This is a genomic window from Mesorhizobium sp. M0676 (assembly GCF_040320535.1).
Classification (GTDB): domain Bacteria; phylum Pseudomonadota; class Alphaproteobacteria; order Rhizobiales; family Rhizobiaceae; genus Mesorhizobium.
This window is the reverse complement of sequence record NZ_JAMYPU010000028.1, coordinates 30,844-49,968: the sequence shown is the minus strand read 5'-3', so window position 1 is coordinate 49,968 and position 19,125 is coordinate 30,844. Positions and strand designations below refer to the sequence as shown.

Here is a 19,125-nt window from a genome sequence, read left to right as displayed (position 1 = left end):
ATCCCCTTAGCTCGAAAGCTTATCGCGACTGTGGGGCGACAGCCGCCGGGTGAAGGCTTCCGTCAGTGCGGGCAGGAAGCGGATCGCGTCGGTGACGATTCCGAGGTGAGCGAAATCGAAAATCGGCGCGTTCGGGTCGGTGTTGATGGCCACGATGAGATCCGCCCCCTCCACGCCAACCCGATGCTGGACGGCGCCGGAAATCCCGGCCGCTATGTAAAGCTTCGGCCGGATCGTCTTGCCAGTTTGGCCGATCTGCCGATCAGCTGGCATCCAGCTCTTCTGGACCAACGGACGCGAACAGCCGTGCTCGGCGCCGATTGCTCGTGCGAGGTTCTTCACAAGCTGCAGGTTCTCCGCCGCGCCAAGACCAAGGCCTCCCGCAACCACGACGTCGGCATAGGCAAGGTTTGCCTTCGCCGACTGATTGTCCGGCAGGAAGCCGAGGACTTTGGTAGCGATCTCGTCCTCGGCAAGCGAAAGCTTGTGCCGGATGACACGCCCGACCGGTTTATCCGTCCGCTGCGGCATGGGCATGACCCTCGGCCGCACGGTCGCCATCTGCGGGCGGAAATTGAGCGTATAGATCGTGCACAACAAGGAACCGCCGAAAGTCGGACGCGTGGCGGCGAGCGAACTGTCGGTATCCACATCGAGTTCGGTGCAGTCGGCCGTGAGCCCCGTCTGCAAGGTCGTCGCCACGGAGCCGGCAAGATCCCTGCCCAGTGTGGTGGCACCGAGAAGAAGGATTTCGGGTTTGTGGGTATCGACCAGATCCGTCAGCGCCTTGGTGAAAGGTTCATTCCGATAGTCGGCGAGCAGGGGCGCCTCGGCGATGTAGACAAGGTCAGCGCCATACGCGAATGCTTCGGCAACGGCGTTCCCGACGGCCTCTCCCGGCGGTCCAAGCACGACGCCTGCAAGCTGGACCTGAAGCTTGTCTGCTAAGTTCCGGCCTTCGCCGAGCAGTTCGAATGATACCGGATGGACCTCGCCACGTTCGAGCTCGATGAAAACCCAAACGTGCCGATAGTCCTTGAAATGGGCGGGCAACTCCTTCTTTATGCCGGCGCGGCCGGCGGCAGGGCGAGGGGTTTCTCCGTTCGCGGTCGACATCGTTTTGCTCCTTGCCGTCACGCGCCGCCGTTAAAGGCGAGCTCATGTTCCAGCGCCGGCTGGCGGGTGAAGATTGCGGTGATGAGTTCGTCAGCGACATCGCGCAAGGCCTTCTCGGCGGTGTCGATTTGTGCCGCCTTTTCAGCTCGAGCAGGAGGGGCGAAAACACGTTTGACGACGGTCGGTGAACCGCGCAGGCCGCATTTGGTGAGATCCTCAATGCCGGCGTCGGCCGCGCTCCATTTCAAGACCTGGCTGCGCGCGGCGCACAAGGCGTCCTGGATCGAGCCCCGGCGGATCTCGTTTGTGCCTTCCAGCATGGTGATGAGGCAAGGGAGCCTGCTCTTCAGCATCTGTGTGCCGCCTTCGGAACGGCGCTCGACCTTGATCTCGCGTGCAGCAAGGTCGACAGAAGGGATCTTCGCGACATAGGTCAGTTGCAGGAGTCCGAGGCGCTTGGCGATGCCGGGCCCGACCTGGGCGGTGTCGCCATCGATCGTCTGCTTGCCGGTGAAGACGAGGTCTGGCGTGCCGAACGTCTCGCCAATCTTCGCGATTGCCTGGGAAAGGGCGAACGAGGTTGCCAGCGTGTCGGAGCCGGCAAAATAGCGGTCGGTCAAGAGCACCGCTCGGTCGGCGCCGTAACCGAGCGCCTTGCGCAGCGCGTCCTCTGCCATGGGCGGACCCATGGTGAGCACAGTGACTTCGCCACCATGGGCGTCGCGCAGTCTGAGCGCTTCTTCGAGGGCGAACAGGTCGTAAGGGTTGATGATGGTCGGAACACCCTGGCGCATGATCGTGTTCGTGACCGGATGGACCCTTATCTGTGCCGAGTCCGGCACCTGCTTGATGCAGATTACGATGTGCATTGGCGGTTTCTCTAGGCTCGTGTCCGGGTCCGGCATTGCGGTTATCTCCTTTGTCCGCATTATTCGTGCCAAGTCTCTTGCGCTCCCCCTTTCCTACAACTTCGGCTGGTTGCTTCTGACGGCGCTGTGGTGATGACCGGATTTGGCGGCTGCTCGACATTGTCGCGTCGCACCCTTGTCGCCGATCATTCCCGTCCGAACCGCTTCAGTACCGAGTCGAACGGAACAAAGGTGTGACCCGGCGCGGCAGGTTTGTTCGGATCGTGGTCCTTGAGCACCTTGAAAATCCGATGCGTGAGCGGCGAGGAAATCGCAAAGTCCTCGTAAGCTCGTTCGAGCGTTGCGCGCACCCTCGCGGCAATCACCTGGTCGGGCAGACCGGAGAAATCTTCTTCGGCGAGGTATTGGCCCACACGCTTCAGGATATGGAGCCGCGAGACATTCAGTACCTTCGGGTCATAGGCGACGCCTAGGACTGAGAAGAATTCCTCTGCAGCCGACAAGCGCTTCAGTCGTGCGAGGATGTCGGTGACATCCATGGGGCGGCTGTCAGCGGAACAATTCATTGCATTCTTCCTGGTCGCAAAACTGTGGCCTCTGTGCGCTCGCGCACGGCTGACTTGGACCCGCACAGCTCGATGAGAGATGCCTCGCTGCACATTCCATCGTAGAGCTCGACCAGTCGAGTTGCAGTGACGGTCGATTTGGTCTCGGCCGCCTCGCGTCGGACGCGGGCCACCATCGCGGCTGCCAGATCCGGGTCGAGATCGCGACCGCTTTCGCTCAGCACATGGGCAATCGCAGTGGCGCCGGAATGCTTGCCGATGACGATCCGCCGGCAGCGGCCCACGAGAGTCGGATCGAGCCCCTGATAAGTACGCGAGTCCTTCAGCAGCCCTGCGACGTGAATGCCGGATTCGTGGGTGAAAACATCGGCGCCGACGACCGGCTTAGTGGCTGCGGTCTGCCGGCGGGCGGCCCAAGCCACCTGGGCGGCGAGGCCGGGCAATGCGGTCAGCTCAATGCCGGTGTCTGCGCCGTCGAAGACTGCCATTGCGGCGGCCACCTCCTCCAGCGCGGCATTGCCCGCACGCTCGCCGAGCCCCAGGACGGTGACGGAGGCATGGCGCGCGCCTGCGCGGATCGCAGCCAGCGTGTTGGCGCCAGCAAGTCCGAGATCGTTGTGCGCATGAAATTCAAGGTCGATTGGAGACTGCACCACGAGCTGGGCGACAAGTTCGAAGGTCGAAAACGGGTCGAGAACACCGACTGTGTCGGCCAGCCTCACGCGGCTTGCGCCGGCGCGTGCGGCCGTCTCGATGACGCGGGCGAGATGATCCCGATTGGCCCGCGAGGCATCCTCGCAGCCCACCGCGACGAAGAAGCCGGCATCGGCGGCGCGCCTGACCATATGATCGATGACCTGGAGCGCTCCCGCCTTGTCGAGGCCGAGCTTGGCGGCAAGTTGGATGTCCGACGCAGGCAGCGACAAATTGACCGCTTGGACGCCGCTCTCGATCGCTGCATCGAGATCCAACGACGTCATCCGGCACCAGGCCATGAGCCGAACCGGAAGACGCCGCGCTACCACGGCGCGAATTGTTTCCATCTCGTCGACGCCCATGACCGGCGTGCCGATCTCGATCTCTGTCACGCCGGCCGCCGCAAGAGACTCAGCGATCTCCAGCTTTTCCGTCGTGGTGAAGGCGACGCCCGGCGCCTGCTCGCCATCGCGCAAGGTCGTATCGTTGAGGGAGACATGACCGGTCATGACAGGCAGCCTGTTCTTCTGCGGCTCACGCATAGACCGGACTACCCGGCCCAGAACCGGAAAAGCTGCGCAGCTTCCCCACGATTCCCGGCATGACCTCGAGCACCCGGTCGATGTCCTCTTCGCTGTTGTCCCGCGCCAAGGAGAAGCGGACTGCCGCGTGTGGCGTTTTCATCGCGCTTAGGACATGGCTTGGTTCCAGAGACCCGGAGGTGCAGGCCGAGCCAGAGGAACACGCGATGCCAATGCGGCTGAGGAGAAGTGGAATTCCATCACTTTCGACATGTTCGAAGGAGATGTTTGCGGTGTTGGGCAACCGTTGCAAGGGATCACCAGTGACACAGGTGCTTGGGATGCGCTGGAGGATCCCGCCCTCCAGGCGATCGCGGAGCGACTTTACCCGTGTGGTCTCGTCGTCCATGAATTTCAAGGCGAGTTCGGCCGCCGTGCCGAGCCCGGCTATGCCGGGCGTATTCTCGGTGCCAGCACGCCGGTTGTGCTCTTGGTGACCCCCCTTGATCAGCGAATGGAAATCGACGCCACGTTTTACGAAAAGCGCACCGATCCCTTTCGGCCCGTGCAGCTTGTGGCCGGAGAGCGACAGCATGTCGATTGCGGTCGACTTCAGGTCCATCGGAAGCTTGCCGACCGCCTGCACAGCATCGGTATGGAATAGGGCGCCCACTTCCTTGGCCAACTCGGAAAGCCTTGTCACGGGGAAGATCACACCAGTCTCGTTGTTCGCCCACATTATTGACACGATTGCAACCTGTGGGGTTAGGGCGGCCATATAGGCGTCGAGATCGAGCCGACCACGGCAATCCACCGGGATCCTGTGCACCTTGAGGCGGCGGGTCTTCTCAAGATGCGCGCAGAGCGTCAGCACGGCGGGATGCTCGACCGCGGACGTCACGATCTCGGTCCGGTTGGGCGCCGCCTCGAGCGCTGAAAGAAGCGCTGCATTGTCGCTTTCTGTCCCACCCGAGGTGAAAGTGATCTCATCCTCGAACTCCGCGCCGATCAGAGCTTGCAACTGCCTCCGCGCCTTTCTCACCGCCGCACTGACTGAGGCGCCAAGAGCGTGTGCCGACGAAGGGTTGCCGAATTGATCCCTAAAGAACGGCAACATCGCTTGCACGACCTCAGGATCGACCCGTGTGGTTGCGTTGTTGTCGAGGTAGACAGGCTTCATAGGTGCGATCCTCAGTTAAACAGAATGACGCGAGCGCTAGACCGACTCGTTGAGCCTCTGGCGCATGCCGTTGATGATCATTTGAACTGGCAGCGCGCGCAGGCGCCCGGAGTGTTTGACGTAAACCGGATCTCCGTCGATATGGACATGTTCGCAGTGGCCGTAGGTCAGCCGGCAGGTAAGGACGCCCGAACGCGATAACGCTACCGATGAGCCGAATTTGGCGCAGCGGCGCGATTTGTCCGCAAGCAGCTCGGGTGCCACCAGGAACCGAGCTGCTTCGGGAGGCGACGTTCTTTGAATCCTACTGGGAGCGAATGGCGGTCCCGAGATCGGCTTTGACCTTGTCTTGTTTTTTAGGACGGGGGCATCTGTTGTGCCGGCCATATAAGTCTCCTCTGCCGCAAAATCACTCTGTCGGCCGCACAGGCGCTTCGGGCGTTTAACTGAAGGACTTGCCGCAGCCGCACTTTTCGCGCGCATTGGGGTTATCGAAGACAAAACCGGAAGATTGGAGCCCGGTGAGGAAGTCGACGGTCATGCCGGCTACATGGGGTTGGGAGCCCGCGTCCACGAACAGCTTGACCCCATCTGTGTCAGTGATCGCGTCGCCCTCGCGCGACACGCTCTCCAGGCCCATTAAGTATTTGAAGCCTGCGCAGCCGCCGGCCTCGACCATAATGCGAAAGCCTTCCGCCGGCTCGCTGGCACGGCAAAGAGCAGTCTTGAAGGCGGCAACAGCGTTGTCGGTGAGCGTAATCATGGCTCCATTCTCCTCAGTCCGCGACCTGCTTGCCCATCACGTTGCATGCACCGTGCCAAAGCCAAAAAACGTTTCAACACAGCGCGGCATCTCTCGCACTGGTGCCTCTTGATTGCTGATAAGGTGTCGGCCAATCGACACGTGCTGTCGGGTTTGTCGGGTCCGGCACGAGGGATGTTGGCCTGAGTTCTTGGGTGAACTCACATCACCAAGGACAGAACTTCTTCTGAGCTTGCCTCGGCGCAATTGGCACGGTTTTTGAAGCTCCGTTTGGCGAGACGGCAAGAGCATGCCGATCCACAACCATGCCGTGGGTGCCATCGCGATGGATGGGGCGAAGCAAGGGAGTAACATGTCAGGACCGTGGTCAGATACGCGTTGTTGGCAAAGCAGCGCCGCTCGTGGCATCCGAATGCCCGCTTGGCCGATTGCGACAACATCCATACTGGCTCACCACCGCCCAGTAGCCGCCGACCGGCTCGATGGGATGCCATCGGCATGTGGCTGCTCGCCAGTTTTCGCATCGGTGCGACGCCGTGCGCACGCTGTCCAGCGACACCTTGTTCATGGGCCAGCAGCAGATCAGGATCGAGCATTTCGGCGCGCCTTATCGGCTGAAGATTCCCGGGCAGGGCAGATGATCCTCACACGTCGTAGAAACAGGGGTAAGCATGGACCAACGCGAGAAACCGTCGCCCGACGAAATCCGGCGGGCGTGCAAAGACAATCCGAAGATCCGGGAGCATGATCTCGCCGCTCGATTGGGCATTTCGGAAGCCGAGTTGGTCGCGGCGCATTGTGGTCACGGCGCGGTGCGCATCGAGCCGCGCGTCGATGATCTGCTGACCGGCCTCGAAGCGGTCGGCGAGGTGATGGCGGTCACCAGCAACGAAAGTGCCGTGCACCAAAAGATTGGCGTCTACGGCAAAGTGGTCACCGGCAACCAGCATGCCATACTGCTCGGCGACGAGATCGACCTGCGCATCTTCCCGAAAGCGTGGGCGTATGGCTTCGCCGTCGAGAAGCGCGAGGGGGCCGAGATCCGCCGCAGCCTGCAATTCTTTGATGCCACCGGCGAGGCGATGCACAAAGCTCATCTCACGCCCGCCTCGAACCTGCAGGCCTATCAGGATCTGACGGCAGAGCTTGTATCCCCCGACCAGGAGCCGATCATATCGCTCGAGGCGAGCGGGGCGCGCGATAACGCAGTGAGTCCAGACCACGCCACCACGGTCGACGACCTACGCGAGCACTGGGGCCGGCTAAGCGACGTGCATCAGTTCTACCATATGTTGAAGACACTGAAGCTCAGCCGCTGCCAGGCGATGCGTATGGCCGACGAGGATGACGCCTGGCTACTCGACAATGATGCCATTGGCGCCCTGTTCCAACAGGCGGCCGAAGACGAGATGCCGATCATGTGCTTTGTCGGCAATCGTGGTTGCATTCAGATCCATTCCGGCCCGATCAGGTCGGTCAAGCAGATCGGGCCGCGGATCAATGTGCTCGAAGAGACCTTCCATCTGCATCTTAGGACCCATCGCATCCGCGAGGTCTGGGCCGTGCGCAAGCCGACGAGGGATGGTCACGTTACGTCCATTGAAGCCTATGGCGCGGACGGCAAGATGATCATCCAGTTCTTCGGCACGCGCAAGGAAGGCGAACGCGAGGGCAGCGACTGGCGGTTTCTGGCCGAGAGTCTGCCACGCGTTCCCGGTCCGACCTCCAGGGGTGTGTTGACTGCCGACAGGTCCTCGGATTGAATTGGCCGCGATAGGACTCAGCACCACGTTCCGACAGCGGCTCGCGAGCAAATCTAGGTCCATGAGCGGAAAGGATGCCGTCGTAGCGCATGCGCATGGTCAGGTGATGCACGCCGGAATGGACCGCATCTATACAGTCAAGCTGGTCGCCGGTCGGCACCGGTGCGCACGAGTGCATCGCCGTCTGCCGGAAAAGCCTTGCAGCGCCTGCGAGCGATAAAACGCATACGCCATCAGCGCCGAACCGAAGCGCGGCTTGACCTTTTTGATATTTCCGATCGTCTCGCGCAAGCGCCGTCGGGTCTTCTCGGACCGCACCCGATCCTTGCGCTGGATCGCGTCATTGCTCAATCCGGGCCGTGCGAGCGATCTACTCGCTCGTCGACCGGCAGGCTGTGCAGCAACAGCCAAGCCGAACAGCCCGATGTCGCGGGCTCGACAAAACCGACCACGGATGTCGGTTGTCGGACGTTGTCATAAGAATGATGGACAGGTGATCATCAGCGGCAGACCCAGCGCAGGCTGGCATTGCTTGGTGCACCGCCATGGCTACCCTATCCGGCACGCGACTTGCTTCGACAATTTGATCAGCAGGGCAGAGGTGATTGACCAGTCTCTCAACCCTAACGGGGAAGCGGCCGCTTTGCTTCACGACCGGAGCGCGGCGGAGATGCCCCTCTGATCGACTTCGCAACCCATCTCATCCGCGCTGGTGCAGGTGGGCTGTATCAGGCGACAGAATCTAGAAGGCGCCCGACAAGAGACGTGCCCATGCTGGAATCGACTTTATGAACAGCGGTGCAATCTCAATTGAGCCATGAACGCCAATGTAGAGAAAACAAAATGGCGACCAACCCCGTTCCAGATCATGTCCCGCCCGAAATGGTGAGGGACTTCAGCCTGTTTACATCGCCAGGGATGCCACCAACACCCAACGGGGATCCACACGCAGCTGTCGCTTGCGTACATGACGGGCCTCCGATCTTTTACTCCCGCTACAACACGCAAGATGGCCGGGGTACCTGGGTCATCACCCGTGCCGCGGACCAGCGGAAGGTGCTGCAGGACGCAGAGACTTTTTCCAGCCATCGCAGCATCTTCTCCTCCATACTGGGTGAGAACTGGCCGACGATCCCGCTTGAGCTCGATCCACCGGCCCATGGCGTCTTTCGCTCACTGCTTAATCCGCTGCTTTCGCCAAAGCGGGTGTTGGCTTTGGAACCGGCTGTCCGCGAACGGGCGGTCGAGCTGATCGAAAGGATCGCCGCGTCGCGCACAAGCTGCGACGTGATGAAGGATTTTGCCTTTCCTTTCGCGGTGAGCACCTTTCTTCGCTTTCTGGGGTTGCCTGATGACCGACTCGATACATTCGTCGGCTGGGGGAAAGATCTGCTCCACGGCGACGATAAGGAACGACCTGTGGCTGCCCGGACGATCGTGGCATTCATCGACGAACTTGCAGCCATGCGCCGCGATGAGGCGGTTGACGATTTCATGACCTTTATAGTGCAGGCACAGGTCGAGGGCCGCCGGCTGACTGACACCCAAGTCCGCGGCATCGGCGTGCTTGTCTTCGTCGCTGGGCTCGACACGGTCGCAGCAGCTATAGGCTTTGACTTGGCGTACCTCGCACGCAACCTCAAAGATCAGCAATTGCTGCGGAGCGAACCGGACCGCATCCCGCTCGCAACCGAAGAATTGCTGCGGGCCTATCCGCCCATTCAGTTGATCCGCGTGGCCACGAAAGATATCGACTTCGAAGGCGCGCCGATCCGGAAGGGGGACTATGTTTCCTGCGCCACGATGATTGCCAATCGTGACCCGGCGGAATTCGAATGCCCCAACACGATTGATTTGGAGCGGGAGGACAACCGCCACGCAGCGTTTGGCTATGGTCCCCACCGTTGCCTTGGCTCACACCTTGCCCGGCGCGAGATTGTCATTGGCCTGGAGGAGTGGCTGGCGCGCATCCCGGCTTTCAGGATCAAGCAGGGTACGGCGCCGATAACTTCTGGCGGCCATGTGTTCGGGATCGAAAATTTGATCCTGGACTGGTCTTAGGCCCGCCCCGAGCCCGGGCACAGACAATGGAGGCAGCGCCATGCGCATCATCGTCCAAAAGGCCAAATGCCAGGGCCACGCGCGATGCGCGGCGCAAGCGCCGGACATCTTTAAACTCGATAATGACGGTTACATCCTGCCTGGTGACATTGAAGTTGCGGAAGGGGAGGAACTGCCTGCATCACGAGGCGCGCGATCCTGTCCTGAACGTGCGCTGGAACTCACCCGCTGCGCGTTTTGAATCGGCCTCATTCAACCGTGAGTCTGGCGGCTTGAACCATGTGGCCGCACTCAGCACGCGACCTCTGTCCCGCACGGTTCACGTCCAACTCTGCAGGGGCATTTCCGGCGCCAGTGTTCCCCGTGAGGCGCAAACGGCAGGGCAGGGGTTCGCGAACAACTCTTCCAATCACACAATTTGCGTCAGAGCCGATGGACCAGACGAGAATTGCCGGACTACTCGACGCGAGGCGACCGGAGTGCCACACCGAAGAACTGCCCGACCCATGTTGCGGCAGGCCGGGTCTGTGCATGATTTGATAGGACCATAGCAGGAGAACGCACCATATTTGCCCAACATTATGCCCGGCTCAGCACCGGCCAATGGCCGCAGCTGGAGAGGAGGTTCGACCAGCATGTGCTTGCCTGTGTGCTTTCACGTGCGCTCGAGGAGATCGAGGCCGGCGAGGCGACGGCGACGGAGGCAACCGGACTTTCACGCGCCGAGTTGCGCGATGTCCTGGTCCGCTGTTTCCCTGCTTTTCCGATCAACGCGTTTGCCTTGGAAGAGGGGAGCGAGCCCGAGCCGGATCTGGAAGAAGAACTTCTGCGCGGACTGCTGCTGGCGCATGCCCGGCCCGACGACAAGGCAGGCGCCCGCTTCGCCAAGATCATCGCCCGGCGTGCCATGCGCAATGACCACCTCTGGCAAGACCTTGGCCTCTTTAGTCGAAGCGACCTCGGCCGCCTGCTCGCCTCGCATTTTCCGACGCTGGCGGCCGGCAACACCCAAAACATGAAATGGAAAAAATACTTTTACCGAAAGCTCTGCGAGGCCGAAGGTTTTTCGCTGTGCAGCTCCCCCAGTTGCCGGGACTGTAATGATTTCGAAAGCTGCTTCGGCCCGGAGGAAGGCGAAAGCCGGCTCACACGGACCAAGGACAACGCCCAGGATTGAGAGCCGCTTGCGTCAGTCGTACAGCGTCAGAGCTCGCGCCACGCCATATGTCTGTTGTCAAATCTCGACGGAGGCCTTGGGGGATTTGAATACTGTGCGCTCGCGATGCTCGCTTCGGCGGGTCGTCGTCATGGCAGGCGCGAGTCGAATGTTTGTTAGATGCCGCCACAACCTAAGCCGGCATCATCAATCGCTACAAGCGCAAGGAGTTGAAGGACACGTTGCGCGATCTTGAGCAGGCCGGACTTGGTGACCAGCTCGTTAGGGTTTCCAATTCATGAGTGGCTAGAGCGATGGCTGTACTGGCGTTCGATCTCGTTTATTTTTCCGGCCTGACGGCAGACCAACTGCTAGGCAGCGTCATCTCACTTCTGGCGTGTTTGCTCCTTTATAACGCTCTGGCTCCGGATCGAGTTAATCGATAGGTCGGCGGCCGCTCGGCGTCACTGCTAATGCCCTGATACGATTTTAGGAAACGGGGTCTGCAGTGTTTCTTCCGCTTCGGCGCCACATAGCTTTCAACCAGGCGAAATGCTCGACGTCGACAGTTACCAGCGGCCGTAGGTTGATGGTCACCGTGTTTGGCGCTCAGGACTTCCTCCGTGCTAGTCAATGGCGAGCATCGGAAGCGATTTTGCAGGTTTTGCGCAGACGGGATTCTGGCTCTGCCCGCCGGTCGGGTTCGTCAAAAGGTGCTAATATAGCGTTGTATGTCCGATCGGCGGTAGTAGCCGCTTACTGATCGCCGGACGGTCGATCCCTGAACCTTGTTGCACCCGCACCTGGGGTGCTTAGGGAATGATATTATCTGACAAATGGAAAAATCACGTAGGAGCCAAAGTAAAATTTTATTATATCTGACTCCTGAGAATTGCCAAGTAATGATCCAAGAACGCATCTTTCGCGGGTCGTTAGCTTGTTTTTAAACTCTAGTGCGTCACTATGGGGTCCGTAGGTCCCAAAAAATGTCCCATCCTTTGCAGGGCAACAAGGAGGCGTACTATGGCAAGAATTTTTGAAATTCTTACGGGCAGTCTGACTGCCGGATGTGTTCTCGTAATTCTTTGCATGCCAGCGACTGCAGCTGGAATTAATGTCGGAGGCGTCGGCGGGGTATCCGTCGGCAGCGGAGGCGCCAGCGCTAATGTGGGCGGCAACAGCGGCGCTACGGCTAGCGTATCCCTAGGCGGTTCTGGGGCAAATGCCGCAGCCTCCGTCGGCGGCACTGGCAGAGCGACTGCTTCCATTGGCACCGGCCGCGCCAATGTCGGTGTCGTCACCGGGGTCGGTACCGACGTAAATGTCGGCGTTGGAACCAATCCAGCCGCCAACCCCAGCAACCCGACCGCTTCGAGCAACCCGAATCTGGCTAGCGTTGTCGGCGATATGTCGAACGCCCAGGTCACTCGGATGAAGAAGCGCTGCGTCGAAGTGCTTAGCAACGAAGATACCTATGATCGTGAGCTGCGCCGGCTCTGCTTGCTGATCTCGCGCCGCTAACCAGCGACCCCTTTCCGACCTGTCGGGGCTGTCGACATGACACTCTCCAGTTCCGGCAGTGGAAGCCCGCCCGCCGAAAGGTTGGCGGGCTTTTACAGTCAGCGGTTTTCCATCCGCAGCAGGCAGGATGTTTAGGCACTTTCGCGTATGTAAACGTTGACACTTAAGGCGCTTTCGCCTCGTAGGCAAGTTGTGTAACGCCTTGTTCTTGAACAAAAAATGTGAGAACGCCTAGTTGCTTAAGCGAAAAGCGCCTTACCGAGCGGATATCAAAAATAAACATTGTAGCGATCTTGCAACCGCCCGAGGCCGCTTTTACGCGTTCGGAGCAAGTCTAAGGCCGATAAGTCATCGTTTTGCTTATGTTTCTTCACCTCACGGTGGCGGTAGGTGTAGCCGGGAATGTCCTGCAAATGGAACGTATTGCCGGGAGGCGAGTAGCGGTAGATAAATCCGAATTGGTCGGAGATCCCGTTGACGCTCGTATAAGTGATCTCGCCATACAGATACATATCGAAGGGAACCCGCCCCTATGTGAGTATCGGACAGGAAAAGCTCATTCAGCACATTGTTTGTGATAGGGCCGCCGCGATCAAAAGCTGCAGGGCTAAGAGCATCGTCTGCCCCGAGCACCCGTTCAACGTCATTGATTTCTCCGGGATGCTAATGCGGAGTTGGCGGCAAGTTGCAAAGCCGGAGGCTCGCCCGAATCTCGTTTATGATGGCAGGAGTGCGTCCGAAATTCTTGATCGAGTATGCCGCTTCCGGAATTGGTCTTTTGTTGTCGGGCTTGTCAGCCCAATCGTGCGTCACCCCCACCAACGGTTTGGTGGCGGTGACGAACAAATACGAGCGCTCGATATCGAGCAAAGCCTTTTCGGCAATGTCGGCGCTGCGCTGGGTGTGCCTAGCAGCCTCTTTGGCGTAGTAAGCAGCGGCCATAGCAGCGGCGAGCGTGAAAGCACCCACGATAGCGCCAATGGTGGTCCAGTTCGCCGACTGTTGGGCAGCGTCGGCAGCGTTCCACTGGGCACACAGATCGGAACTGCGATCATCGTGACCTGCTTGGCATGGGTTAGTGTAACTTGGGGGTTCATTTGCCTGTTGGACTGGCGGAGGGCTTGTGGCAACAGGGTTGCCTATGGTCTCTTGATGCTGTTCGGAATGTTGGGGCTGAGTGCTCTTGCGCTCGTCTGGCGGTAAAGCCGCCCCGAGTAAAACTACTCCGAAAGCCGCAATGAGGATGCCCCGATAGCGTCTAAGCATTGCAGTAAGACGCAGCGCTAAAGCCCCCCGGCTTATTTTGTTGTTCAAATTACGCTCGGTTTCGTGAATGTCCATAGTCGCCAATTTTTCGGCGAGTTGGGCATAGGTAACGCCCTTCCGCTTCAACTCTGACTTCAAAAGGTTCTTGGCTTTCGTCTCGTATTCGACGGTCTGCGGGTCGTCCTTGCCTGCCATCGCCTCGCCTCAAAAAATATCATCACAGTCGGTGGTACAGGCCCCTGTATTTGGCGATACAAGTCCCGCATATAACCGGATATGATGACAAGAGCCCAACACTTCCTCCTTTCCGCCGAAAGCCGCTCCCTTTCTCTGAAAGAGATTTACAAGGGTGGCGAGGAAAAGGCTTACGACGCGTTCAAGCGCCTTCGCTGGGCTTCGACTCAAGGCGAGCCTGTTTGCCGGAAATGCGGGTGCCTGGATCATTACGACATTCCGACCCGTCGCAAGTTCAAGTGCGCCGCTTGCGGGGGCGCAGTTCTCGGTTACGAGGGCACGATCTTCGCCTTGGCGCAAGCTGTCGTTTGTCGATCTGCTCGCCGCGATCTGCCTGTTTGTTAACGGCGCGAAGGGCATGTCGGCGGTCCAGTTCTCTCGCGATCTGGACGTGCAGTACAAGACCGCCTTTGCGCTGGCTCACAAGCTGCGCGAAGCCTGTCGGCTGAAACCAAGAACGAAACCCTTGAAGGCGAGGTCGAGATTGACGGCGCTTACTTTGGTGGCGTGGTGCGCGCCCTGGGCGCGCGCTTCTGCTACTGCGCGAACGCCTCTGGAGTCGATTTTTAGCAGCTCATTGGCGTGATCTTCAGTTCCTTCGCCACAAAGCCCGGCGGAGAAGAGTATGCTGCCTGGCCTATTCATTGGCCCAAGTCCGCTTGCCACGGCAGCTATCGTTGTCATTTTTACATCAGACGATCGTCTCGTGAGCAGTGGACCGCAAAGTTGCGAAGACGCAGTTGCCCTTTGCTTCTACTGTGCATAGAAGCCATTTGTGCGGGCAGAGGTACAAAAATGGGTGCGGTGCTGTGGGAATAAAATTCGAAAAGCTAAATAAACTGCGGGATTCTCTACTAGAGGCAAATCACGATTTCCGCGCCAGCACCCAATTGTTCAATAGCTTGGATGTCGCGAAAATTGATCGCGAAATGGATCTTGAAGGTCGTGGAACGCAGCGAGGCGAGGCTAACCAGCCCCCGAAAACGGCCAAGAATTTCGACGATATGGAGCACACAGTTATCGAGAGGGTCGAGGACGAAAAGAAGGCCGCACATCACACACTCGAAGACAGCCTACAGCTACTCTCCGGCCGTTTGGCTGGCCTCGACTTTGAAGAGCAGTTTGGTCTGATCCGTCAGGCGAACGCCGCCAGTGTTTCCGATTTCAAGGCCTCGATCGCGGTGGGCCTGGACGAACTTCACGGATTGCGCAAATCGCTCAACGATGCGGAGAAAGAACACGACTGGTTCAAACAGAAGCACGGGCTTGTCCGGGCTGTGAGGGTTCAACACGGAGCGGCCCATGTTTTCCGAGTGTCCCTGCTAATCTTCCTGTTCCTCATTGAAACGGCGATGAACGGAAATTTCCTCGCAAAGGGAAATGAACAGGGATTCTTTGGCGGGCTCCTCGAGGCCGCCGCTTTCTCGTTTTTGAACATCGGCGCCGCTCTGCTGTTCGCAATATTCTGTGCACGCCTGGTGACTCACAGATCGCTTTTTGTGAAGTTGATCGGCGCGCTGTCGATAGTGGCCTATATCGGCTTGGCATTGACCATAAACCTAGCGCTTGCGCATTACCGCGAGGTTAGCGGGTCCTTTGTGGACGGAGCCGGCGTCGAGGTCGTGCGCAGCATGCTCGCCAATCCGGCTGGCCTTATGGACGTGAAATCCTGGCTTCTGTTCGGCATTGGTCTCATGTTTTCGATCTTTGCGTTTATCGACGGCTGGTTCGTTCTCGACCCATACCCGGGCTATGCGGGTGTCGAAAACAGATTGGTGGCTCGCCGGGAAGACTACATCGAGCGCAAGAGCGAGCTCATCGAGGCTCTGCAAGAGGTGCGCGATGAGCACAACGAGAAGGTGGAGGACATCGTCAAGCGGCTGGGGAGCAGACGCAGGGAGCATCGAGCGATCATCGACCATCGGTCGAGGCTGCTGACGCTCTTTGCGCAGCATCAAGACCAGCTGGAGCGAGCCTGCAACCAGCTTCTCTCAAAGTACAGGGAGGCCAATTTCCAGGCCCGCACAGAGCCAGCGCCAAAACATTTTGCCACACCCTACAAACTTGAGCGCATAAAACCCCTGATATCGTCCGACGATGAATGGAGCGAGAAGGACCTGGGCGCCTCAATTCGTGACGCGCAGGAAGAACTCAACGCTCAGGTGCGGCTCATCGGGCTGGAATGCGAGCGCGGGATCGAACAGTACCGAGATCTCGACAAGCTTCATCCGGATAGCGTGAATGGCTAGGCGGGGTCGCAGAAGAAAGAAAGGCAGTGGCGGCACAATTGTCGCAGCAGCCGGATTGGCCGTGCTGTCGGCTGTGATGCTGGCCGGTTTTGTTTGGATGTGGTCGAGATCCGGGAAGGACCAAATCGACATCAGCACGAATTGCCCACTGAACGGACCTGTGAGCCTGACAGCGGTCTTGATCGACGCCACCGACCCGATTTCGCCGATAACCATGGCGGATCTGAAGAATGAATTCCGCAAGACCATTGGGCGCGTCGAGCCTGGCGGCTATCTCAAGATATTGACGCTGGGCGCGAGGCCCGGCGACCTGACTGTGATGTTTGATGGATGCAATCCGGGCGACGGCTCGACGGTCGACAGCTGGACGAACAATCCGTCTCGGCGGCAGAAGAAATGGGAAGATGCGTTCGAGGACCCTTTGACGAACCTTCCCGACCAGATTCCCAATGGAGAATCCGCGAGCCAATCTCCGATCATGGCCGGAATTCAGAAAATCAAGCTGTCGCTATTCGATAGCAGTTTGGCGAAAGAGAAGACCGCTAAGCGAATAATAGTCGCGTCAGATATGATCGAACATACGGCGCTGTACTCACAATATCGTTCGGGTCTCGATTATCAGAAGTACCTTGATAGCGCGGCTGACAGGACTTACGGGACATCGCTCGATGGCGTCGGGTTTACGATACTCTACGTCGATAGGGCGAAGAAGCCATTTGGCTCTTTCGAACATGCAGAGTTCTGGACCCGGTGGGTTCAAAGCCATCATGGTGATTTTGAGAAGCTGGTAGGGTTGGAGGGGTTAAACTAATGGCCAAGAAGCGAGGGGAGTCGTTCTTAGGACATCCGAGCCTGCCCCTTTTCGTCTTTGCGACGCTAACCCTGGGTGGCTGCGTGTTCATCGCAATAGCCAAGCTGTCGGGCGTAGACCCTATAATGGCGGCGAGCGCACCGGTGTGCCTGATGCTCATCTATCTTGCCGCGTCCGTCTTCACCGGCAAGCTACGGCTCCACGATGAGCAAACAGGCGACAATCTCTACTACATGGGTTTCCTGTTTACGTTGACGAGTCTCGGCGTATCGCTGTTTCAGTTTGGTTCCGAAGGATCCACCGACACAATCGTGAGGAACTTTGGTATCGCGGTGACGTCGACGATCACGGGCATTGCTTTGCGGATCTTTTACAATCAGATGCGCCGCGATCCTGCCGACATCGAACGGACGGTCAGGCACGAACTGGCGGATATGACGCGGCGTGTAAGAGCCGAGATGGAAAGTGTAACCAGGGAATTCGCTGACTTTCGCCGCGTAAGCAATCAGATGTTGGAGGAGGGTTTTGCCGAAATCGCCGTTCAAGCGGAGCGGAACGGAGAGCACATAAGATCGGCCCTGGATAAAATCGCGATGGAATCGATCAGACCAGTTCAAGAGGCCTCGGGAAAGCTCAGCAATGCTTTGAGCCACAATTTTGGGCAGATCGAAAGTCAGTTCTCGTCGATCGCACAGCGCGTCGAGGCGGCAGCCGATCTGCTCGACAAAGCCAACAGCTCAATGTCCTCTTCAGTTGGCAGACTGGGTGAACAGGCCGAAAGCGTAGCCACCAAGTTGGAGAAGGTTGTCGTCCCTGATGAGGTCCTTAAGAACGATCTGGCGCCGATGGTGAAACTTCTTGGCAGCGCGGTCGCTCAGTATGCTGTCAAAACAGAGACGGCTTCGCAGGAACAGCAAGCCCGCATGGCGGGCATCGTTGATGCTGTGGCTAAAGTGGCAGCAGGTGTGGAAAAGGCTGTGGCAGCCGCAGAGCAAACAGCGGAGAGCGTCCAAGCGCAACAACGCTTGACGCAGGCGCTTGCCGCAGTGGTGCAAAAGCAAAGCAAGGACACCGGAGACCTTGTCGCAACCTTGGCAGGAAGAACCCTTCACGCGCCGAGGCCTGTTCCCCCTCTCAACGCTCCTATCGCGATTGAACAGCCGCTGGCAGATCTGGCCGCAAATGACACCGTCGAGAGCGCACCAATTCGGGTCGAGCCTGAGCCCCAACCAGACGCTTTCCAAACTCTGGGAAGCGAGCCTCCCGCCGAACGAACGGAATCGCCTAAGCGAACCAGTTGGTGGGGCAGGTGAGTGACGCTGGCGGGACTTCGGTCGCCTTCGAGCGCAAGGGTTTTGGCCGCGGTTTGATACTGGGCCTGACCATGGCCGAGACGATGCTGCTTTTGGTGTTCTGCCTGTTGCTAGCAGCCGGTGCTATCATCACGAAAAAGCAGAAAGAGACCGATGAGGCACTGCGAGCCACTCAATCAAACAAGGAAAACGTGCAGAGGCTCGAAGCCGAGAACAAGCGGCTTCTGGCTCAGATAAAAGCGGTGTTTCAGCCCACGAGGGGAGGAACCGTTCCCGACGAACAATGGCGCGAGCTGGTCCTGGCCAAGGATGCTGTTAAGTCGGTCAAGGAAGCAGGTATTTCTCTGGAGGAGGTCGTGCGAAATGCCCCTGTCGCGAAAGTCCTTGCGGACAACGACATAAGCATTGATCAGACCAAGGCCATGATAGATGCGGCGAAGGTCTTGAGAGAATTTGGTTACGCCGGCACCGACAAAGGGCTGCAGGATCTGGCTGATGTGCTCAAGGAGGCTGCAGAGCCGACGCAAGCAGCAAAACCTCACGATTGGCCGCCGATCATCAGTCTCAGCGAACTGGATGGCTATAATTTCGATACCGGAAGCGCAGAGCTTTCGAATGCCTTCAAAACAAAGTTGCGCGATCTTGCGAAGACCATCGCCGGGACTGCGACCTCGTACGGTGTCGACGTGATTGAGGTAATTGGACACACGGACGAACAGGCAATGGCGGGCGAATCCTCCAACATGGACAAGGGGCTCCAACCGGTCCTGTCAGGGAAAGTGGAAATCGGCTCACTCCATCCCGCCGACAATGCCGGTCTTGGGCTGGCCCGCGCGATTTCAGTTACAAGTGTGCTCAGTGACATGCCCGCATTAAAGGGGTTTACGATTTTGCCGATGTCTGGTGGTCAGCTCATCCTGCCCGGCGATCATCTCACCGACGGAGCGCAGATTGGCGATGTACGGGCTCGAAGGCGCATCGAGATTAGGGTGAGGCAGCGATCAAAATTGGCGCCGGTTGGTGGCGCCAAGCCATGAATG

General features: G+C 58.8%; 20 protein-coding genes and 1 pseudogene. 12 read left to right on the top strand and 9 right to left on the bottom strand.

Annotated elements, in window-relative coordinates; genetic code table 11:
* Positions 1-6: 6 nt before the first annotated feature.
* Positions 7-1,116 (bottom strand): electron transfer flavoprotein subunit alpha/FixB family protein, encoded by a 1,110-nt coding sequence (locus NKI35_RS25275; RefSeq protein ID WP_023685019.1) that lies wholly within the window; start codon positions 1,114-1,116, stop codon positions 7-9.
* A gap of 17 nt (positions 1,117-1,133) precedes the next feature.
* Positions 1,134-1,985 carry an electron transfer flavoprotein subunit beta/FixA family protein gene (locus NKI35_RS25270; RefSeq protein ID WP_023672212.1) on the bottom strand — a complete coding sequence of 284 codons (852 nt, stop codon included), beginning with the start codon at positions 1,983-1,985 and terminating at the stop codon, positions 1,134-1,136.
* On the opposite strand from NKI35_RS25270, the gene NKI35_RS25265 reads away from it, so the two are divergent.
* Complete coding sequence (locus tag NKI35_RS25265; protein WP_198029010.1) at positions 1,909-2,118, top strand: hypothetical protein; 210 nt, start codon at positions 1,909-1,911, stop codon at positions 2,116-2,118. The genes NKI35_RS25270 and NKI35_RS25265 overlap by 77 nt on opposite strands.
* A gap of 52 nt (positions 2,119-2,170) precedes the next feature.
* Here NKI35_RS25265 and nifW read toward each other — a convergent pair whose 3' ends face one another.
* From nifW to NKI35_RS25240, 5 genes are all read right to left on the bottom strand, one after another.
* A complete protein-coding gene (gene nifW, locus NKI35_RS25260; protein WP_023806338.1) occupies positions 2,171-2,551 on the bottom strand; it encodes a nitrogenase stabilizing/protective protein NifW in 381 nt (126 codons plus the stop codon).
* Positions 2,548-3,756 carry a homocitrate synthase gene (gene nifV, locus NKI35_RS25255; protein WP_023727119.1) on the bottom strand — a complete coding sequence of 403 codons (1,209 nt, stop codon included), beginning with the start codon at positions 3,754-3,756 and terminating at the stop codon, positions 2,548-2,550. Before nifV ends, nifW begins: the two co-directional genes overlap by 4 nt.
* A gap of 25 nt (positions 3,757-3,781) precedes the next feature.
* Positions 3,782-4,948: a cysteine desulfurase NifS gene (gene nifS, locus NKI35_RS25250; protein ID WP_023706367.1), complete on the bottom strand. Its 1,167-nt coding sequence runs from the start codon at positions 4,946-4,948 to the stop codon at positions 3,782-3,784.
* Between the two features lie 36 nt (positions 4,949-4,984).
* Entirely contained in the window at positions 4,985-5,212 is a 228-nt protein-coding gene (locus tag NKI35_RS25245; protein ID WP_023702839.1) for a hypothetical protein, read from the bottom strand.
* A 178-nt stretch (positions 5,213-5,390) separates the two neighbouring features.
* A complete protein-coding gene (locus NKI35_RS25240) occupies positions 5,391-5,711 on the bottom strand; it encodes a HesB/IscA family protein (RefSeq protein ID WP_023672207.1) in 321 nt (106 codons plus the stop codon).
* Positions 5,712-6,211: 500 nt separating this feature from the next.
* Between NKI35_RS25240 and hemP the strand changes: the two genes are divergently transcribed.
* The 6 genes from hemP (at position 6,212) to NKI35_RS25210 (ending at position 12,212) form a co-directional block, all read left to right on the top strand.
* Positions 6,212-6,352, top strand: a complete 141-nt coding sequence (gene hemP, locus NKI35_RS25235; RefSeq protein WP_352741731.1) for a hemin uptake protein HemP — start codon at positions 6,212-6,214, stop codon at positions 6,350-6,352.
* A gap of 30 nt (positions 6,353-6,382) precedes the next feature.
* Positions 6,383-7,474 carry a hemin-degrading factor gene (locus NKI35_RS25230; protein ID WP_023672205.1) on the top strand — a complete coding sequence of 364 codons (1,092 nt, stop codon included), beginning with the start codon at positions 6,383-6,385 and terminating at the stop codon, positions 7,472-7,474.
* 843 nt (positions 7,475-8,317) lie between these two features.
* Entirely contained in the window at positions 8,318-9,535 is a 1,218-nt protein-coding gene (locus tag NKI35_RS25225) for a cytochrome P450 (protein ID WP_023727121.1), read from the top strand.
* Between the two features lie 40 nt (positions 9,536-9,575).
* Positions 9,576-9,776, top strand: a complete 201-nt coding sequence (locus tag NKI35_RS25220; RefSeq protein ID WP_352461019.1) for a ferredoxin — start codon at positions 9,576-9,578, stop codon at positions 9,774-9,776.
* Positions 9,777-10,100: 324 nt separating this feature from the next.
* Entirely contained in the window at positions 10,101-10,712 is a 612-nt protein-coding gene (locus NKI35_RS25215) for a nitrogen fixation protein NifQ (protein ID WP_023806333.1), read from the top strand.
* Positions 10,713-11,714: 1,002 nt separating this feature from the next.
* Positions 11,715-12,212: a hypothetical protein gene (locus NKI35_RS25210; protein WP_352741730.1), complete on the top strand. Its 498-nt coding sequence runs from the start codon at positions 11,715-11,717 to the stop codon at positions 12,210-12,212.
* Positions 12,213-12,481: 269 nt separating this feature from the next.
* On the opposite strand, the gene NKI35_RS25205 is transcribed toward NKI35_RS25210, so the two are convergent.
* A complete protein-coding gene (locus tag NKI35_RS25205; RefSeq protein ID WP_023835180.1) occupies positions 12,482-12,724 on the bottom strand; it encodes a hypothetical protein in 243 nt (80 codons plus the stop codon).
* A gap of 151 nt (positions 12,725-12,875) precedes the next feature.
* Positions 12,876-13,673, bottom strand: coding sequence for a DUF6471 domain-containing protein (locus NKI35_RS25200; RefSeq protein ID WP_352741729.1), 798 nt, complete (start codon positions 13,671-13,673; stop codon positions 12,876-12,878).
* Positions 13,674-13,757: 84 nt separating this feature from the next.
* Between NKI35_RS25200 and NKI35_RS25195 the strand changes: the two are divergent.
* From NKI35_RS25195 to NKI35_RS25175, 5 genes and pseudogenes are all read left to right on the top strand, one after another.
* Positions 13,758-14,228: pseudogene (locus NKI35_RS25195) on the top strand (transposase); the annotation flags it as partial.
* Positions 14,229-14,527: 299 nt separating this feature from the next.
* The gene (locus tag NKI35_RS25190; protein WP_352741739.1) at positions 14,528-15,961 is read left to right on the top strand and encodes a hypothetical protein; all 1,434 of its coding nucleotides are present in this window, start codon (positions 14,528-14,530) and stop codon (positions 15,959-15,961) included.
* Entirely contained in the window at positions 15,954-16,772 is an 819-nt protein-coding gene (locus NKI35_RS25185) for a hypothetical protein (RefSeq protein WP_023687338.1), read from the top strand. Before NKI35_RS25190 ends, NKI35_RS25185 begins: the two co-directional genes overlap by 8 nt.
* Complete coding sequence (locus tag NKI35_RS25180) at positions 16,772-18,085, top strand: hypothetical protein (protein WP_352741728.1); 1,314 nt, start codon at positions 16,772-16,774, stop codon at positions 18,083-18,085. The genes NKI35_RS25185 and NKI35_RS25180 overlap by 1 nt, the downstream gene beginning before the upstream one ends.
* Positions 18,082-19,122, top strand: a complete 1,041-nt coding sequence (locus tag NKI35_RS25175) for an OmpA family protein (protein ID WP_031198374.1) — start codon at positions 18,082-18,084, stop codon at positions 19,120-19,122. Before NKI35_RS25180 ends, NKI35_RS25175 begins: the two co-directional genes overlap by 4 nt.
* Positions 19,123-19,125 lie beyond the last annotated feature (3 nt).

What these genes read in the sequence shown, in the direction of transcription:
- NKI35_RS25275 (WP_023685019.1), bottom strand. Translation starts at nt 1,116, where the DNA reads ATGTCGACCGCGAACGGAGAAACCCCTCGCCCTGCCGCCGGCCGCGCC.
- NKI35_RS25265 (WP_198029010.1), top strand. Translation starts at nt 1,909, where the DNA reads ATGATCGTGTTCGTGACCGGATGGACCCTTATCTGTGCCGAGTCCGGC.
- NKI35_RS25270 (WP_023672212.1), bottom strand. Translation starts at nt 1,985, where the DNA reads ATGCACATCGTAATCTGCATCAAGCAGGTGCCGGACTCGGCACAGATA.
- nifW (WP_023806338.1), bottom strand. Translation starts at nt 2,551, where the DNA reads ATGAATTGTTCCGCTGACAGCCGCCCCATGGATGTCACCGACATCCTC.
- nifV (WP_023727119.1), bottom strand. Translation starts at nt 3,756, where the DNA reads ATGACCGGTCATGTCTCCCTCAACGATACGACCTTGCGCGATGGCGAG.
- nifS (WP_023706367.1), bottom strand. Translation starts at nt 4,948, where the DNA reads ATGAAGCCTGTCTACCTCGACAACAACGCAACCACACGGGTCGATCCT.
- NKI35_RS25240 (WP_023672207.1), bottom strand. Translation starts at nt 5,711, where the DNA reads ATGATTACGCTCACCGACAACGCTGTTGCCGCCTTCAAGACTGCTCTT.
- NKI35_RS25230 (WP_023672205.1), top strand. Translation starts at nt 6,383, where the DNA reads ATGGACCAACGCGAGAAACCGTCGCCCGACGAAATCCGGCGGGCGTGC.
- NKI35_RS25225 (WP_023727121.1), top strand. Translation starts at nt 8,318, where the DNA reads ATGGCGACCAACCCCGTTCCAGATCATGTCCCGCCCGAAATGGTGAGG.
- NKI35_RS25220 (WP_352461019.1), top strand. Translation starts at nt 9,576, where the DNA reads ATGCGCATCATCGTCCAAAAGGCCAAATGCCAGGGCCACGCGCGATGC.
- NKI35_RS25210 (WP_352741730.1), top strand. Translation starts at nt 11,715, where the DNA reads ATGGCAAGAATTTTTGAAATTCTTACGGGCAGTCTGACTGCCGGATGT.
- NKI35_RS25205 (WP_023835180.1), bottom strand. Translation starts at nt 12,724, where the DNA reads ATGTATCTGTATGGCGAGATCACTTATACGAGCGTCAACGGGATCTCC.
- NKI35_RS25200 (WP_352741729.1), bottom strand. Translation starts at nt 13,673, where the DNA reads ATGGCAGGCAAGGACGACCCGCAGACCGTCGAATACGAGACGAAAGCC.
- NKI35_RS25185 (WP_023687338.1), top strand. Translation starts at nt 15,954, where the DNA reads ATGGCTAGGCGGGGTCGCAGAAGAAAGAAAGGCAGTGGCGGCACAATT.
- NKI35_RS25180 (WP_352741728.1), top strand. Translation starts at nt 16,772, where the DNA reads ATGGCCAAGAAGCGAGGGGAGTCGTTCTTAGGACATCCGAGCCTGCCC.